This window comes from Lysinibacillus canaveralius (assembly GCF_047301505.1).
Taxonomy (GTDB): Bacteria; Bacillota; Bacilli; order Bacillales_A; family Planococcaceae; genus Lysinibacillus_B.
The window spans coordinates 174403-190934 of record NZ_CP154840.1 but is presented as its reverse complement, the minus strand read 5'-3'; the positions used below and the strand labels follow the sequence as shown (position 1 = coordinate 190934).

Annotated in this window: 15 protein-coding genes; 8 read left to right on the top strand and 7 right to left on the bottom strand. The window is 40.7% G+C overall.

The window, feature by feature from the left end; all coding sequences use genetic code 11:
• Positions 1–448: 448 nt before the first annotated feature.
• Positions 449–1225, bottom strand: a complete 777-nt coding sequence (locus AA0Y26_RS00995; RefSeq protein WP_413364440.1) for a YqjF family protein — start codon at positions 1223–1225, stop codon at positions 449–451.
• 496 nt (positions 1226–1721) lie between these two features.
• Here AA0Y26_RS00995 and AA0Y26_RS00990 point away from each other — a divergent pair, with 496 nt between their 5' ends.
• Positions 1722–2507, top strand: coding sequence for an SDR family oxidoreductase (locus tag AA0Y26_RS00990; protein WP_413364439.1), 786 nt, complete (start codon positions 1722–1724; stop codon positions 2505–2507).
• A gap of 155 nt (positions 2508–2662) precedes the next feature.
• Here AA0Y26_RS00990 and ade read toward each other — a convergent pair whose 3' ends face one another.
• Positions 2663–4393: an adenine deaminase gene (gene ade, locus AA0Y26_RS00985; protein ID WP_413364438.1), complete on the bottom strand. Its 1731-nt coding sequence runs from the start codon at positions 4391–4393 to the stop codon at positions 2663–2665.
• Positions 4394–4663: 270 nt separating this feature from the next.
• Positions 4664–5476, bottom strand: coding sequence for a M15 family metallopeptidase (locus tag AA0Y26_RS00980; protein ID WP_413364437.1), 813 nt, complete (start codon positions 5474–5476; stop codon positions 4664–4666).
• A gap of 495 nt (positions 5477–5971) precedes the next feature.
• On the opposite strand from AA0Y26_RS00980, the gene AA0Y26_RS00975 reads away from it, so the two are divergent.
• Positions 5972–7321 carry an IS1182 family transposase gene (locus AA0Y26_RS00975; protein ID WP_413364436.1) on the top strand — a complete coding sequence of 450 codons (1350 nt, stop codon included), beginning with the start codon at positions 5972–5974 and terminating at the stop codon, positions 7319–7321.
• Positions 7322–7597: 276 nt separating this feature from the next.
• Here AA0Y26_RS00975 and copZ read toward each other — a convergent pair whose 3' ends face one another.
• The 3 genes from copZ to AA0Y26_RS00960 form a co-directional block, all read right to left on the bottom strand.
• Positions 7598–7807, bottom strand: a complete 210-nt coding sequence (gene copZ / locus AA0Y26_RS00970; protein ID WP_413364435.1) for a copper chaperone CopZ — start codon at positions 7805–7807, stop codon at positions 7598–7600.
• Positions 7808–7845: 38 nt separating this feature from the next.
• A complete protein-coding gene (locus AA0Y26_RS00965; protein WP_413367994.1) occupies positions 7846–8169 on the bottom strand; it encodes a metal-sensing transcriptional repressor in 324 nt (107 codons plus the stop codon).
• A gap of 160 nt (positions 8170–8329) precedes the next feature.
• Positions 8330–9880 carry a hypothetical protein gene (locus AA0Y26_RS00960; RefSeq protein WP_413364434.1) on the bottom strand — a complete coding sequence of 517 codons (1551 nt, stop codon included), beginning with the start codon at positions 9878–9880 and terminating at the stop codon, positions 8330–8332.
• Positions 9881–10000: 120 nt separating this feature from the next.
• Here AA0Y26_RS00960 and AA0Y26_RS00955 point away from each other — a divergent pair, with 120 nt between their 5' ends.
• The 3 genes from AA0Y26_RS00955 (at position 10001) to AA0Y26_RS00945 (ending at position 12479) form a co-directional block, all read left to right on the top strand.
• Positions 10001–10219: a hypothetical protein gene (locus AA0Y26_RS00955; RefSeq protein WP_413364433.1), complete on the top strand. Its 219-nt coding sequence runs from the start codon at positions 10001–10003 to the stop codon at positions 10217–10219.
• 133 nt (positions 10220–10352) lie between these two features.
• Positions 10353–10781 (top strand): GatB/YqeY domain-containing protein, encoded by a 429-nt coding sequence (locus AA0Y26_RS00950; RefSeq protein ID WP_413364432.1) that lies wholly within the window; start codon positions 10353–10355, stop codon positions 10779–10781.
• Between the two features lie 297 nt (positions 10782–11078).
• Complete coding sequence (locus AA0Y26_RS00945) at positions 11079–12479, top strand: diguanylate cyclase domain-containing protein (RefSeq protein WP_413364431.1); 1401 nt, start codon at positions 11079–11081, stop codon at positions 12477–12479.
• A gap of 97 nt (positions 12480–12576) precedes the next feature.
• On the opposite strand, the gene AA0Y26_RS00940 is transcribed toward AA0Y26_RS00945, so the two are convergent.
• Positions 12577–13011, bottom strand: a complete 435-nt coding sequence (locus AA0Y26_RS00940; protein WP_413364430.1) for a DUF2269 family protein — start codon at positions 13009–13011, stop codon at positions 12577–12579.
• A gap of 125 nt (positions 13012–13136) precedes the next feature.
• Here AA0Y26_RS00940 and AA0Y26_RS00935 point away from each other — a divergent pair, with 125 nt between their 5' ends.
• The 3 genes from AA0Y26_RS00935 (at position 13137) to AA0Y26_RS00925 (ending at position 16515) form a co-directional block, all read left to right on the top strand.
• On the top strand, positions 13137–14324 hold the full coding sequence (locus tag AA0Y26_RS00935; protein WP_413364429.1) for a YbfB/YjiJ family MFS transporter: 1188 nt from the start codon (positions 13137–13139) through the stop codon (positions 14322–14324).
• 202 nt (positions 14325–14526) lie between these two features.
• Positions 14527–15717 (top strand): ornithine--oxo-acid transaminase, encoded by a 1191-nt coding sequence (locus AA0Y26_RS00930; protein ID WP_413364428.1) that lies wholly within the window; start codon positions 14527–14529, stop codon positions 15715–15717.
• 246 nt (positions 15718–15963) lie between these two features.
• The gene (locus AA0Y26_RS00925; RefSeq protein ID WP_413364427.1) at positions 15964–16515 is read left to right on the top strand and encodes a DUF1273 domain-containing protein; all 552 of its coding nucleotides are present in this window, start codon (positions 15964–15966) and stop codon (positions 16513–16515) included.
• Positions 16516–16532 lie beyond the last annotated feature (17 nt).

Genomic DNA, 16532 nt, shown 5'->3' with positions numbered 1-16532 from the left:
AGTTAAGCTCAAAATGTTGCTGACTATTGCTTTAGTCAAATTGTCTCTTTCAATTAAGAAAGAAAATTATTGTTAACGTCTTGCTTGTTCAGTTTTCAAAGTTCATTTCGTTACCGCTATTTAGCAGCAACTCTTATATATTAACACTTACTGAAGTTTGTGTCAATAACTTTTTTAAAAGTTTTTTGATTGCTGTTTTGCAGCAACTTTTATATCTTATCACTTTTTTATTATGAAGTCAATAACTTTTTTGTTGAGTTTTGTTTCATAAATTAGCGACTCACTTATAATATCAAGCTCCTAATTATTCGTCAAGAAGTTTTATTAAAATAACTTCATTTTTTGAGGTTGTATCTCAACAACTGACTTTCTAACGTTTTACAGGTCCCATTATACAACTAAATCCAATGATTCTAATACATAATAAATAAAAAGCTGCTTTCTATAATTAAATATGGAGACGATTTGTAAATGGATGAACTAACGGCCAAGCACGCACCTCTATACTTTTGGCATAATGCAAAATAGGCGATGCCTCCTCTACAATGATTCCCTGCTCAGACAGCACTCTATTTTTACTGAACTCTGCCTCTGCTTGCTGCAATATCCAAGGCTCATGTAAAATATCACAACGGAGCGGTACTCCTGAAGCATTTAATGTATAAAAGCAGTAACGTTCAACCATCCATTCCTCAAAAGAACCTTGGTCTGCCTGAAATGATTTTGAAATGGGTTGATAGCTGCACGCAAAATTGATGCGCGAATCATTCCTCCTCTTACTTTCGAATTCAATAGTTGTTCCTCTATTCCTTATTTCCATATCAGCAAACCAATACGGTAAGTGATATAGTGTTTTAGCCGCCATTACAGCAAGTCGATTTGCAGCATCTAAACTAAAAAAGTACACACCCGCTTTATCATCAACCGTTACATATGTCCGGATATTGAGCTCTGGAAAAAGATCCGTTCCCGGAACAGGCGGTAATCCTCTTAGCCTAACACCTGACATACGAAATGGCACAACGCCGATCCAGCATGTACCCTTATATGTATCCAGATTTAATGCTTCAGGTACTAGTTGCCGTAATATATCAAATTCAATTGGATAGTGTGCAAATAAAAGGTCGCTCCATGTCTGCCTCATTGTCCACGGAATATTGGGAAGAGGCCATGGCCGATGACTGTCGTCCCAAGGACCTTTCTTTAGTTTCAGATTTTCTTCCATAATAAATCACTTCCTTTACAGAGCAGCATTTCACTATTTATAAAAAGGAGCCCAAGAAGTTCAGTCGCCTTTCCCTTTTTCAAGCTTGGCGAGTTCCCTCTAAAATTTTGCAATATATCTTTTCAGCAATTTACTTTAATAATTCCTTCGCTATTACTTCATTATATCCCTCTATTTATCCTTGGCAGTCATCTCATCATTATGTTCCACCCTGTGAACAAACACGCTATCTAATGTAGCTGCTGGATATGGATAAGCGGATTGCCAGTCTTCTTACTTATACAAAAGAGAGTGACCTTGTACCTGACTATCTTCAAAACAACCCGCATAAACCTGCTTAGCTTCTTCATTCATACTTACATTTTAAATTATACATAGCTTTATACTCTTACCCTCGCTTAAATCGTCCCACTATACAACCGCGCTCTGTTACATGTTTCGGTGAGCTTGCAGCGGGAAGAGGAACAAAGACAATAATTTATGAGGAGGAGTCAATATGAATAAAACGATATTTATCACAGGAGCCGGGAGCGGATTTGGCCATGGGACAGCAATTGGACTAGCGAAAAAAGGACATCATGTAATTGCAGCCACAGAGACAACTTCACAGCATACTAGTCTAATGCGAGAAGCACGAGAGCTGGGGCTTGATATTGAAGTTTTCAAACTCGATATTTTAAATCCCCGGGACCGTGCACAAATCGAAAAATATGACTTTGATGTATTCGTAGCCAATGCAGCAATCAATGAGGGAGGCCCTTTAGCTGAGGTGCCGATGGATCGATTCCGTGCATTATTTGAAGTTAATGTATTTGCGACCCTTGAAACTGTCCAGATTGCTGCACGCAAACTCGTTGCAAAAGGCAGCGGGAAAATTGTTTTCTTGAGCTCTATTGCAGGTTTGTCAGGTACACCTTATGTAGGACCATACACAGCAACAAAGCACGCAATCGAAGGCATTGCAAAGACGATGCAAAAAGAGCTCGCCGAGTTTGGTGTACAGGTCGCAACAATCAACCCAGGTCCTTATAACACGGGATTCAATGACCGTAGCGCTGATGAAAAATGGAAATGGTTCGATGAAGAAAAGAACTTCACAAAGAAAGAGAACATGCTAAAGCAAGAAGAGAGCTTAAAGGATCAGTACGATCCACAGGAAATGATTGAAAAAATGATTGAGCTCATTCCGGCAGATCATCACAAATACCGTACTGTCTATCCACCAGAAATGGAAGAAAAGATGAAACAAGATGAAAAAGAAAGATGGGAACTCGATATCTGACCTATCGTTTTATTTCCCCTACTCATAAACATTCTACTAACAATTTGTATTAATAAAGAATATACGACAGAGACAAACATCTTCCTATTTGATGTACATCAGGTAAAAAGGCAGGCGGAGCACCCCCAGCTCCATCTGCCTTTTCTTTTATCATATTATAAGGAGGCATCAACTGGGATATGCTTGAACTCTTCTACATCAAATAATCCTGTATCTGTCAGTTTCAATGAAGGAATGACCGGCAGACTTAAGAACGAGAGAGTCAAAAACAAATGGAAATGGCATGTCGGATGAATAATGTGAAGTGCTTTATGTACTTCTTGCAGCTGTTGTTCCGCTTGTCGGGCTCCGCTATTTGTCATAATTCCTCCAACAGGTAAAGCCATCTGTGCGAGTACTTTACCGTCTTTTACTACGACGAGGCCTCCGCTTATCTGTTCAAGTGCACGTAATGCCATAAGCATATCCTCATCATTTGTGCCAACAACGATAGCATTATGTGAATCATGTGCGATAGTTGTAGCAATAGCACCTTCTTGTAACCCCAGACCGTGGACAATTGCGGTGCTTTTTGTATGACGTAGATGGTGTCGTTCAAAAACAGCAATCTTCAGGTAATCCTTCTCGATACAGGGCTTGAAATATCCATCCACTACATCAACATCAGCCTGCAGCTTTTTCGTCACGATTTGGTTTGGAATGACTTCAATAATATTTGCTCTCGTCCCTTTCATCGGCAATGCTAAATCTGCGGCAGACAATTCCGGTAAGCGCACAGATTGCAAAATATTGGCCGGCACCTCTACTGCAGCAGGACTCTTCGTCAACATCTCTCCTGCTTCAGCAACTTTCCTTCCATTCTTCCAAACTGCTGCTGGCTTCATTGTCTCTAGTCCTTCCAGCATTACAAAATCTGCTATATATCCTGGAGCGAGAGCCCCTTGGTGATATAAACGATAGCATTCTGCAGCATTCAGTGTTGCCATTTGGATAGCCTGAAGCGGCTCCACCCCTTCTTTTATTGCTAACGCAACAGCATGATTAATCGTTCCTTCCTGAATGATCTCATCCAGATGCTTGTCATCCGTACAGAAGGCAAACCGTCTTGCATTGTAAGAGTTAACAGCTGGCAGCACATCCTTCAAATTCTTTGCAGCGGAGCCTTCGCGAACCAGTACATACATCCCCTGCTCTACACGCTCTCTCGCTTCCTCGGCGCTAATGCACTCATGGTCTGTGTGAATTCCTGCCGCGCGGTACCCTGTAATTTGAGAAGGCGACAATCCTGCCCCATGCCCGTCTACAATCATCTGGCGGTCATGCCCCAGTTTTATTTTTTTCAGCATATCTTCCTGTCCTGCCAACACTGCGGGAAAATCCATCACTTCTGCAATACCCAGCACCCGCCCCTCTTCTATAAAAGGGGCTAAGTCTTCAGCTTTCATCACTGCTCCCGCATGCTCGAAGGCTGTTGCAGGCACACTAGATGGAAGCATATAATAAATATCCAATTCCGCTTCCTTTGCTGCATCCAACATATACTGCAGCCCGGCTGCCCCTGCTACATTCGCAATTTCATGAGGGTCAGTTACGACAGACGTAATACCATGGGGCAATAAAATACGGCTAAACTGCTCAGGCGTCAACATGGACGATTCAATATGAATATGTGAATCCATAAGCCCTGGAATGACATAGCGCCCTTCCGCATCCTCTTGATGTCTTGCTTCATATTGGCCATGTGAATCAATCGCTACTATTTTACCTGCTGCCACTACGATATCAGCCGACCTCCATGTCAGGGAAAATACATCTGCTACCCGAGCATTCCTCAATATAAAATCAGCCGGTTCCTTACGCTGAGAAATAGCGATTAACTCCTTCATTCTCCCTACCTCTTTCCCATACAATTTTGTCAATCATAGCTTTTTTTCAGGGGGTTTACGAATAATTGCTTCTAAAATAACCAACTATTCCCGCCCTCTCTATAGGCAATAATAAGAAAAAACATAATCAGACGGCTTGAAGTCTGCCGAAGGTCGATTTCCTTACTCAACATGATATATTTCAATTTATCTGCCTATTAATAACTATATTCTATGAACGGAGAGAGGCTTCCTTTTTCACTACAACGAAAGAACTGGACCCTTCCTAACCTATAATTCCACCGTTACAATAACTCCTCCCATATTATCACCGGATACTTGATACGGCTGTTCAGGAATAATGGATATGTCTAAACCATCCGCCGCTTTATAATAAGTGATTTCATATTTGTTCCCTTGCACGGTTGTTTTGTATTGAGTATGTTCTCTTAAGTAAGCTAAATATTCCTCCAAAACCCAGTCTTCCTTATACATGATGGCACTGTGAGGGAGCCCGACAAACCGGAAATGCCAAGGCTCATATTGAATGCCCGTAATTTCCTGCTTATTAGATGGATACCTTAAAATAAAGCCATATTTCCAAGCATTTTGCTCAAGCCATCTTCCTTCTGCTGCCGTATCCATTGAACCTTCCGTTGAACCGATATCAACTGAAAGCCCTAAATTATGCTCACTATAGCCAGCTGGCAGCGCATATTCCGCTCCCATCTCTTCATACAGTTCAGCCTGCTTGTCTAAGTTTCGATAGGCACTATTGATTATAAAGTGATCGATACCATCCTTTTCTGCATCTTTTATCATTAGCCCAAGATTTTGTAACAAGTTTCTAGATATAAGAATAGAAGGATCCACCATCTGAAGCCCCGGTGCCATAGACTGGTAGTCCTCTAACAAGACAATGTCGTTTGGCAGCCCTTGTTTACTTATTGGGAATTCGCCGTTAACTAAAACCAGCTCCCCTTTGTATAATTGATCTTTTTCTACAGCCACTTCCATCCGAGGGACTTCAGCAAACTCAATATCCTCAAACACAAAAAAACCTATAACTATTAAAGAAACTATTAAAAAGAGCCATTTTTTCATGCGCTGATCTCCTTTTTCAAAACTCCTTTTAGAATAGACAAAAATACTTAATATTTAGCTAGATGATTTCTTAAGAATTTCTTAATCCTCTGGTGAAAAGTCTGTTACCTTTCCTATCATGCCCACTTCTCCTCTACCAACAAAAAAGCCAGTACCTCTACAGTACTGGCCTTCAGACTGAAGACAAACTCAAATTTGATTTACAATACATACTAAGAAATCGTCGATTTCCGCTACAGGCGCTACGCTTTCCACGGGCACGGCTTCAGCCTTCTCCCTCGCTGCGCTCAGTCCGGGTGCTTCGGGCCAACAGGATGTTGGTCACAAAGGCGTTGTCACACGATGTGACGGTTATAGCCTTTGTTCCTTTCGTCGCACATAAATTCGCTGTTCCCGTTGGAGTCTTTCGCGCCTTCCACTCCAATCGACTTTTATTGGCTACTGAAAGAAGGGTTGTACTTCTACATCTACCACTATTTTGAGGTAATGATAACTATGATGACGAAAAACCAAATCAATGAACATGAACAAATTGAAATGCTGACAATTGAACAGCTTGTACCAAAGGACCATCTGGTCCGTAAACTGGATGCTGCCATTGATTTTACCTTTATCTATCCATTAGTAGAACATCTTTACTCTGCTGTTGGACGACCAAGCATCGATCCTATCGTATTGTTTAAAATGACATTTATTCAATATACATTTGGTATCCGTTCGATGCGTCAAACAATCAAAGAAATCGAAACGAATATGGCGTATCGTTGGTTTTTAGGTTTCGGTTTTCATACAGAAATTCCACACTTCACCACCTTCGGTAAGAACTATGTTCGTCGTTTTCAAGAGACGAATATTTTCGAACAAATTTTTTACCGGATTTTAAAAGAAATTATGGATCGTGGTTTATTAGCAGAAGAGCACGTATTTATTGATTCAACGCATGTGAAGGCCAGCGCCAACAAACGGAAGTATAATAAAAAAGTCGTACGTAAGGAAACACGTGCTTATGAAGAGAAGCTCCAGGCGGAGCTAAATTTGGATCGGGAGGAAAATGGGAAGAAGCCTTTTCCCCCGAAGAAGTTCGAACGCGAGGAAATGAAAGAAATCAAAGAGAGTACCACAGACCCCGAAAGTGGCTACTATGTGAAAGATGAGTGTACAAAACAATTCGCCTATTCCTTTCATGCAGCGACAGATGAAAAAGGTTTTGTATTGGGGACGATCGTTACACCTGGGAATGTACATGATAGTCATCTGCTGCAGCCATTTGTTGAAAAGGTCATTGCCCATATCGGAAAACCTGTTGCTGTGGCAGCGGATGCTGCCTACAAAACGCCTGCGATTACAAACTTCTTGTTAGAAAATCAAATGTTGCCTGTATTGCCGTACACTCGTCCGAAAACAAAGGAAGGGTTCTTCCGTAAGCATGCGTATGTTTATGATGAGTACCTCAATGCCTATATCTGTCCAAATAATCAGCTGCTAGAATACATAACGACAACACAAGAAGGTTATCGCCAATACAACTCCAAACCAGCGGTTTGTGCGAACTGTCCTTTCTTATCACAATGCACGGAAAGTAAAAATCACACGAAGCTGATTCAACGACATATATGGGAAGAATACGTTGAGGAGGCGGAACATTTACGTCATCATGTTGAAGTAAAAGAGGTTTATGCGAAACGCAAAGAAACGATTGAGCGTTTCTTTGCTGATGCGAAAGAAAAGCATGGTATGCGCCCGACAACCCTACGTGGGCTTAAAAAATTGTCCATGCAGGCGATGCTTACTTTTGCTGCCATGAATTTGAAAAAGCTTGCAACTTGGACATGGCAAGCTGCCTAATACGAAATGAAAACGTCTCGTAGAGGCGATTCACAAAGAAAATTCAGCGGAAAGTTACATTCAACTACCTGTGGAAATGACAAAATGCCCCGAGAGACGGACTCTCGAAGCATTTTGTCTTCACTCTGAAGCCAGTACCTCTACAGTACTGGCCTTTTCTTCTTTAATTTTTACACACTGCAATGAAAACAACAGATACATAGCTGACGATTGCCTCCGCTGTTCTCCCATTCTCGCCTGTTTGGACGTTTCCTTTGTAACAGCAGTCCTATCTCACTATTCCACTACATCGTATCCTTGATCATCAATTGCCGCTTTCATTTGGTCAATCGTCACTTGATCGCCTTTATAAGCAACTTCCACAGTACCTGCATTCAATTGAACAGTTACTTTTTCTACACCTTCTAACTGGCCCAGGCCTCCTTCAACAGCCTTTACGCAATGCCCGCATGACATACCCTTTACTTGAAATGTTACATTCTCCATAGTTAATCGCTCCTTTTCGTGATTATAAAAAATCCTATCTATTTTCTCATCAACTTCTGAATAGTCACCAATAGTTCATCTAATACTTCTTCATCGCCTTCTACCAGACGATCCACGACGCACCCTTTTAAGTGGCCTTGTAAAAGGACCTTCGCTACACTGTTTAAAGCAGATTGGATTGCCGAAAGCTGTGTAATAATATCATCGCAGTAGACATCCTTCTCGACCATCCCTTTAATTCCCCGAACCTGCCCTTCAATGCGGTTCAAACGGCTTGTCAAATCCTTCTTCACATGCTCAGGATGATGACTTTTTCTCTCTGACTCTTCTGTATGGCACGAAGAATCCAGCTGTTCATTCATTTCTTTTTCCACTTCATCTTCCTCCTCCAGGTACTTTTAAGGGTACCCCTTATAGGTATGAGCATCATGTCTCTTCACTATAAGTTACCCATGAAAGGTATGTCAATCCATTTATCTCATTTCCAGCCTTCTGCTCATTTCTAATAAAGTCACATACCTCTCATTCGTTATGTCCAAGACCATAATACTCGTTTTGCAGTTGTTTGATTTGTTCATTCATTATTTTCAGGCGGTTTTTCAACTCTTTAGCCTTTTCCTTGGCTGTTGTTGCCTTTTCATCATAGACAAGCGCCTTTTCCCGCTGTTCTTTTGCATTGGCTTGATGGACTAGCAGGCTTTCTCGCTCTGCCTGCAAAAAAGCACCTCCAGACTTTAACAACTCTTCAACTAACTCTTTCTGTCTTTCTTCACTTTCTTTTTGAAGCTGATTTTTCCGGACATTCAGCTTTGTATTATCAATTGTGGCGCTGATCGTCCGCCATAATCCCTTTCGCTCTCGATTCTCTCCCTTTTGCTGCTCTATGGCGGCGATTTCTTCCTTTATCGAAGCCAGAAAATCAATTCCTTCTTGAAGAGCGGATGTCCGCTCCTCCACTGGTAGTGTCGCAATATGGCTGCCTATAAATACTTTATAAGTCTTGACCTTCTCTTTTTCAGATTCCATCATTTGCACATGACTTTCACGCTGTTCTTCGTAAAATTTTATTTCTGCCTCTTTATCAAGTAATGCCGCTTCATACTCAGCACGTTTTATCGTAAGCTCTCGGTGGCGGGCCTCTTGTTTTTCCCAATGTGTGATAAATGGAGCAAATTCTGCTTCACCAATTTTAGCCTGTGCGACAAGTGGCAGCGTAATTTGAAGTATACCTACCGGCAGGAGCTTTTTCTTCATGCTTTTGTTTTGATGCTTTAATAGTAATCCGCCTCCGCCTAAGGCAAGGGGCAGGAGTATAAGTGGATTGACCAGCATCGAGAACAGCGAAGTAGCAAAGGTATAAAATCCAAATGGTAATGTAACACCGACAAGCGCCATCGCTGCTGCAATTGCCGATGTCAGTGTTGTATAGGCTTCGAAACCTGCCACTTCCACAATAATAGAAAGCACAACTACTGATCCTTGGGTCAATATCGCCATACGGATAGCCTCCGTCGACAGATCATCAACCTCCAGCTTACTTTTCAATTCCTGCTGTTTTTCGTTTGGCAGTTCCATTAAAAATCCGTGAATTTTCTTCGTAAAATCTGTTGTTTTCTTTTCATCCAGCTCTCTGAACTTAGTGTCAAAAGCAGAAAAAACCTTCTGCATTTGGTACTGGATGATAAGCTGGTAAATCTCGCGATTATTTGGTGACTCAACAAACCTCTCATAGTCTTTATCATCGTTCAGCATTGCTCTATGCACTGCCTCCATAATCGTATCTCCCTGCATTTCAATTTCGACTGGCGTATTATAAGGCTTGGCAGGAAGATCAAGCACTCTTGTAATTTCCGTAAACAACTTTACTTGGAGCTCTTCATCCGAGAAACGCTCCAGCTTTGTCATTTCTATTTTCAAAGTTTCATTAAAATGATCTGTTTCTTTCGAGAAGAAATCCTTTGTCTTTGCTGTCATCATCCCGAGGATATTTGTTTTAAGAAGCAGAGCATATACCATTCGAAGCTCATTGCCAGATGTCTGCAATAAAGCTTGGGTCAAAATTTTTCCATTCATATTCAAATCCCTCTTTCAGTTATTTCTACCTTTCATAGTACTCACTTTCCCCTAAGTGCGCATCTATTTCTTTTCGTTTTAGGAACGGTATAATAAAAGTATCTATAGATTAAGAAAGGAATGTTTTTTATGCATATTACCTTGAAGGAAAAGGGAGAAGTATTAGCCACAATTATAGGCAAAGAGGTAACTTCAGAAGACAGAAAGGTTCGGGAATTTTTAGAGGCATTGATCGCTAACCACGAGCTAAACAAATTCCCTCCTCATGTGGACAAGGATCAGATGCTAGAAGACGTTATCAAGGCTTTTGCCTTTGTTAACAGCTACGAAGTGGAATGACAAGAGCTGCGGGTATATTGCCCGTATGCTCTTTATTCACAAAGGCAGCTTTTCCACACTTCTATTACATGCAAGAAATAATTTGGAAAAATATGTTATAATAAAACCAAAATGAAACGGAGATGAAGGATGTATGTTAAAAGAGCAAGTTTTTGAGCAGCTAAAGGTTGCCATGAAGGAAAAGGATGCTTTATCTAAAGGTGTATTGACGTTATTAAAGTCTGCTCTTGATGGAGCTGAAAAAGAAAAAGGTACGGCGCTAACGGAGGCAGAGGAAATTGCGATCGTCAACCGTGAAGTTAAACAGACAAATCAAGCATTGGAAGGTGCTCAAACAGCAGGAAGAGAAGATTTAATAGAAAAGGAAAAAGCGAAACTATCACTGCTGAAAAGCTTCCTTCCAAAGCAGCTTTCTGAAGAAGAAATTATAGAAGAGCTAAAGGCAGCAGGTATCGGTGCAGGGATGAATATGGGAGATGCTATGAAAATTGCGAAGCCTTTACTTGCTGGCAAAGCAGAAGGCGCAGTCATCTCAAAAGCGGTCAAATCGCTCATTTCTTAAATCCTGGCAGTTTTATGGGACTCTATCCATATATCTGTCTTCTGATGCATTCGTGTAATGTCTCGAATGCATTTTTTATTTTTCTTTTTATCATTTTTTTCTTATAGAGAACAAAATTTCTAGATATCTCACATTCTTATTACCACATCAATTTTTATTTTGAGTCAAATTGCTCTATTTATTTTATTAAAAATAAAACTTTTTACTTAAAATAAAAGGATAATTTTAGTTTATTTTGGTATTATTATGTCATGGAGAGAATGATTAGAAACACGTCGATTATGTGGAGGGATTATTTTGCAATTCTATTACGATGCCCAATTAAAAGTAGCTAGAGAGCTTTTCCATAAAACACAGTACGATATAGCTATTTCTATACTTGATGAAGAAATCCCTAAACTTGAGGAAACACAAAATTATCAATCACTTGGTGAATATATAAATTTAAAAATCGCCTGCCTATTTAATAAAGGTGATACCCAATCTGTACAGCCTTTACTCGACCAATTGAAGCATTGTCTGTTAGTAAGCGGCCATGAGGATTTACAATTAAATCATCTTTATCACAGTGCTAATTTTTTTTATTACAGCGGGGACATAGAACGTTCAATCGCATATAACCTTAAAGTATTGGAATTTCTGGAAGATACTCCATCCCACCGATACTATCCTGCCGTCTGTCATAATCTTGTTGGGTGTTATATTTTATTGAAGGATTTAGAAAAGGCTCTTCATTATAGCGAAAAAATTTATCCTATTATGAACGCTGCTAAACATGAACAGCCAATTATGTATATCTACTATATGAATACTCTTGCTTGCTATCTATTTGAATTAAATAAATATGATGAATCATACAAATTACTTCAAGAAGTACTGGCCCACCCCCTTCTTAAGCAAGATTCAAAGCAGTATGCAACGACAATTAGTAATGTAGGCGTTTATTATTCCCGTACTAATCAATACCAACAGGCAGATGATTACTTTACGGAAGCATGGTCTATTATGAAAGAGATTTCCGATGTTCAATTAAAAAGCAGAATGCTTAATACAATTATTGAATCCTATGAAGTGATGCAGAATTATAAAAGGGCCTACGAGTATGCCCGCATTAAAAATGAACTGCTAGAATCTGAGGAATCTCGTCGTCAATTAGATCGCCTGCATGAATTCGCCTTAAGTACGAGTAAAGCGGCGCTTAATTTACTCGCCTATACAGATAACTTAACACAAGTATATAATCGTCACTATTTTGAAGAAGAAGCTGAAAAATGGCTGCTAGAAGCGCAATCTGATAGCTATCCGCTTTGCTGCGCTCTCTTCGATATTGATGATTTCAAGGAAAAAAATGATTGTTATGGACATTTATTGGGGGACCGTATTCTCCAACAGATCGGAGAAGAAGCAAGAAAATGTAATCATACTGGAAAATTATTTATTGCCCGGTATGGCGGAGATGAGTTTATTGTCATGAGTAAGGATCCGACCTTATTTAAACAGACGATTGAGCATCTTTTTTCTACTCTGCAGGCGAGTGAAATTCTTTTTGAAGATAAATGTTTACATTTCACTATTAGTTTGGGTGCCGTAATTGTAGAGGATTTATCTGACTTTACTGTTTCTATGCTTATTCAAAAAGCAGATGAAGAGCTTTATAAAGTGAAGCGCAATGGAAAAAATGCTTTAAGTGTATTATAAAGCAAAGGCTTCATTTCAATAAACTCTTCTTATTTACAGCATATTAAGATATATACTGCAAATCACCAGCCCCTCTAAATGAGGGGCTTTGCTATAGCTACCATAGCTGTGGTTTTATTACCATCAGCCAAAGCATCATGAGCATGATAGCGATATATAGAACTGCAGCCTTTTTCATCACTGGAATGAAAACTTCCTTTTGGAATCGCTCTGCTTCGGCAATACGCCAGGCAGGCTTAAATGCCCTGGCAAGGAACAAGAGTGAAACAACGAGCAGAATAATTGTTGCCAGTACCCAGGGTGTCTTCCATGACCAGCCGCTAAGCCAGATGAGTACGATTCCGCTTGGTACCAATACATGCCCTGCCAGACTGACAGCACGCACAACACCACGCAGCCCTTCCACCATCCCCTTAACATCTTTTTCTTTCGCTCTTTCCATACGCTTCAAAATCGGGAATATCGAAAAAAGCGGACCAATTGCTACAACAGCACTCAATATATGTATATACACTATGACTTTATACAACATTCTGCCCTTCCCCTTCCTACCTTTCTTCCTCTTCATTGTAACGGTTGATATTCAAATTGCTAGCTAACATTTTTCTACAATTGTATTTAACAGAATGTTATGATTAATTAACAAGGGGTGGTTATGTGAATTATCGTCACGCAGGGGTATTACTCGGGGGGATATTATTACTTGTCATTGCTATGGGGATTAGCCGGTTCGCCTTTACGCCGCTGCTGCCGTTCATGCGGGTGGATGAAGGCTTGACGTTTCAAGCTGGTGGATGGCTCGCTTCAAGCAATTATATAGGCTACTTTGCCGGGGCATTGGGAGCCGGATTTATTTATAAAGGTAAAAAATCCTTTTTATTAGGAAATGTTTTATTAAATGTCGCCTCCATTATCGCCATGGGGCTGTCTCATTCCTATATCATTTGGATTGTTCTTAGATTTATCGCGGGAGCGACAGGCGGATTCATTTTTGTATTAACTTCAAGTATTATTATGGATTACTTAGCCTCACACCTGCTAACACGCTGGTCTGGCTATGTATTTAGCGGTATTGGTATTGGCATCGCGATTTCAGGTTTATTCGTTCCTTTTTTGGAGGCGAGATTTCATTGGGAAGGCACATGGATCGGGCTAGGTGTGCTATCTGCTCTATTTTTAGCTGCTACCCTTATGCTTTGGCGTCATATCCGTGTTCAAAATGGAGAGAAGGTCGAAAAAACAAACGATACAAATATTTGGCGCGGCTTTATGCTCTGGCTTATTATCGCCTACGGGCTGGAAGGCCTGGGCTATATCATTACGGGAACCTTCCTCGTTGATATTGTCTATAATATCGAAAACTTACAGGCATATGCGAGCTATTCATGGGTGGTTGTCGGCGTTGCCGCTGCCCCTTCAGCACCATTTTGGATGGCGATGATGTCACGCTTCAAGCCTGTTTCTGTCATGTTTATTGCATACATACTGCAAGTTTTAGGTATTATTCTGCCTGTACTGACACAAACAGCGTGGAGTGTATTACTCTCGGCATTTTTATTCGGCTGTACGTTTGTCGGATTGGTCACACTTACTACCGGCTATGGAAGGCAGCTGTTTCCCCAGCAAAGCGGCCTGGTCGTTTCTGTCCTGACAACTGCCTATGCATTAGGCCAAATTATCGGACCACTTATTGCCAGCCGAGTAGAAAATCATTTCAATAGTTTTAAGGCGCCGCTTCTGTTTGCAGGTCTAGTAGTATTTTGTGCATTCATCATTCTAGTTGTCGGCCATTTCATCACAAAGCGCTCTACTGCTCACAATAAGCCGCTTCAAGGGCCATCCTGAACTGTCTTGGTATTAAGTATTGCGCTCGCCACCTTTTGGAAAAGACCAAACAGCTATCAACCATAAGAAAATTGCATTTTCTTGAGCTATATTTATAGAGATACGATTTCTATCCTTAACCATACTTTAAAAAAAGCAGATAAAGAGCCTGCTTTTTTTATTGTCTTTCCGTTATGATGGTAATAAAGGGAGGATGGATATTATGAACAATAGTAAAGGAATTATTCACAAAACAGAGCAATTCGGGGCAAACAACTATCATCCGCTGCCGATTGTGATTTCAGAAGCCTCTGGGGTATGGGTATATGATCCGGAAGGCACTAAATATTTGGATATGCTATCAGCTTATTCAGCTGTCAACCAGGGGCATCGTAATCCGAAAATTATTGAAGCCCTGAAACAACAGGCTGACCGTGTCACACTTACATCCCGAGCCTTTCATTCAGATCAGCTCGGACCATGGTATGAAAAGGTAGCCCATCTGACAAACAAAGAAATGGTACTACCCATGAATACAGGAGCAGAAGCGGTGGAAACCGCTATAAAAACAGCACGTAAATGGGCTTATGAGGTGAAGGGCATAAAGGGGAATGCCGATATCATCTGTTGTACGGGCAACTTCCATGGCCGTACAATGGCGGCTATATCGATGTCTTCGGAAAAGGCCTATCAGCAAGGATTTGCTCCACTTTTACCTGGCTTCACCCTTGTGCCGTACGGAGATGTTTCTGCTATTCAAGACGCCATAACAGAAAATACAGCAGCCGTTATTTTAGAGCCAATTCAAGGAGAAGCTGGTATTGTAATTCCAACGGAAGGCTTTTTACAGAAAGTGCAGGCTATATGCCGCGAGAAAAATGTATTGTTTATTGCAGATGAGATTCAGACTGGTCTTGCTCGTACTGGCCGCATGTTTGCTTGTGACTGGGAAAATGTAGTGCCGGATATGTATATTTTGGGCAAAGCGTTAGGCGGAGGTGTAATGCCAATTTCTTGTGTAGCAGCAAACCGCGACGTACTTGGCGTATTTACTCCTGGCTCTCACGGGTCAACATTTGGCGGAAATCCGTTAGCCTGTGCTGTTTCAATTGCTGCTCTTGATGTCATTATTGATGACAACTTAGCAAAACGATCCGCTGAGCTTGGTGCCTATTTTATGGAGAAGCTGCGTGAGATTCAAAACCCTGTTATTAAAGAGGTTCGAGGCCGCGGATTATTCATTGGCATGGAACTATATGAAGCCGCTCGTCCATACTGCGAAAAATTAATGGAGCTTGGTCTGCTATGTAAAGAAACGCATGATACAGTCATTCGTTTTGCTCCTCCGCTCATCATTTCCCGCGAAGAACTGGATTGGGCAATCGAACAAATCAAGCAAGCTTTTACAGAGTAATGTAATATACCCAGCTTTTATTTTATTATCTATAAAGCCCCAGGACTGTCTCCTAGGGCTTTTTTGCTCAGCAGTCCTGTCTGCATAATTTAACCGATCTATTGATACTTTCTATCGAATAAGGGTAAAACAAAATCATAGAACAATTAATAGAGAAAATCCGCCTATTATAACTCCGCTCTTTCTGTTTTCTGCTGAAGGCAAATTAGGTTAGAATGGTAGAAAGCAAGTGAAAGGAGATTTCCGATGAAGACCATCTATGTAACGGGATATCGTGCGCATGAGCTGGGTATCTTCAATGAGAAGCACCCGGGCATCCCTGTCATCAAAAAAGCATTATATAATAATCTATATCCCCTTTGCGAAGAGGGACTTGAATGGGTTGTTATCAGCGGGCAACTCGGGGTAGAAGGATGGACAGCAGAGATAGTGACAGAGTTAAAGGAGCATTTCCCAAATCTAAAATACTCTGTTATCACTCCTTTTTTAGAACAAGAAAAAAACTGGAATGAGCATAAACAGGTTCAATATGAAAGGATTTTAGAAAACGCTGATTTTGTCACAAGTGTGACAAAGCGCCCTTACGAAGCACCTTGGCAATTTACCGAGAAAGACAAGTTTATTATTAGTAATACGGACGGTATGCTGCTTTTATATGATGAAGATAATGAAGCCTCTCCAAAGTATGTGCTCAACCTTGTGATAAAGTATATGGAAAACAACGAATATGAATTGCTTCGAATCAATGCATACGATCTGCAGGTAGTAGCAGAAGAAATGCAACGTGAGGATTGGTAATATACATTTATAATTTT

Excerpts from the sequence above, each read along its gene's own strand:
- AA0Y26_RS00925 (WP_413364427.1), top strand. The coding sequence starts at position 15,964 with ATGAAGACCATCTATGTAACGGGATATCGTGCGCATGAGCTGGGTATC.
- AA0Y26_RS00990 (WP_413364439.1), top strand. The coding sequence starts at position 1,722 with ATGAATAAAACGATATTTATCACAGGAGCCGGGAGCGGATTTGGCCAT.
- copZ (WP_413364435.1), bottom strand. The coding sequence starts at position 7,807 with ATGGAGAATGTAACATTTCAAGTAAAGGGTATGTCATGCGGGCATTGC.
- AA0Y26_RS00955 (WP_413364433.1), top strand. The coding sequence starts at position 10,001 with ATGTTTTTTATGCATATTACCTTGAAGGAAAAGGGAGAAGTATTAGCC.
- AA0Y26_RS00980 (WP_413364437.1), bottom strand. The coding sequence starts at position 5,476 with ATGAAAAAATGGCTCTTTTTAATAGTTTCTTTAATAGTTATAGGTTTT.
- ade (WP_413364438.1), bottom strand. The coding sequence starts at position 4,393 with ATGAAGGAGTTAATCGCTATTTCTCAGCGTAAGGAACCGGCTGATTTT.
- AA0Y26_RS00995 (WP_413364440.1), bottom strand. The coding sequence starts at position 1,225 with ATGGAAGAAAATCTGAAACTAAAGAAAGGTCCTTGGGACGACAGTCAT.
- AA0Y26_RS00940 (WP_413364430.1), bottom strand. The coding sequence starts at position 13,011 with ATGTTGTATAAAGTCATAGTGTATATACATATATTGAGTGCTGTTGTA.
- AA0Y26_RS00965 (WP_413367994.1), bottom strand. The coding sequence starts at position 8,169 with ATGAATGAACAGCTGGATTCTTCGTGCCATACAGAAGAGTCAGAGAGA.
- AA0Y26_RS00930 (WP_413364428.1), top strand. The coding sequence starts at position 14,527 with ATGAACAATAGTAAAGGAATTATTCACAAAACAGAGCAATTCGGGGCA.
- AA0Y26_RS00960 (WP_413364434.1), bottom strand. The coding sequence starts at position 9,880 with ATGAATGGAAAAATTTTGACCCAAGCTTTATTGCAGACATCTGGCAAT.
- AA0Y26_RS00975 (WP_413364436.1), top strand. The coding sequence starts at position 5,972 with ATGATGACGAAAAACCAAATCAATGAACATGAACAAATTGAAATGCTG.
- AA0Y26_RS00950 (WP_413364432.1), top strand. The coding sequence starts at position 10,353 with ATGTTAAAAGAGCAAGTTTTTGAGCAGCTAAAGGTTGCCATGAAGGAA.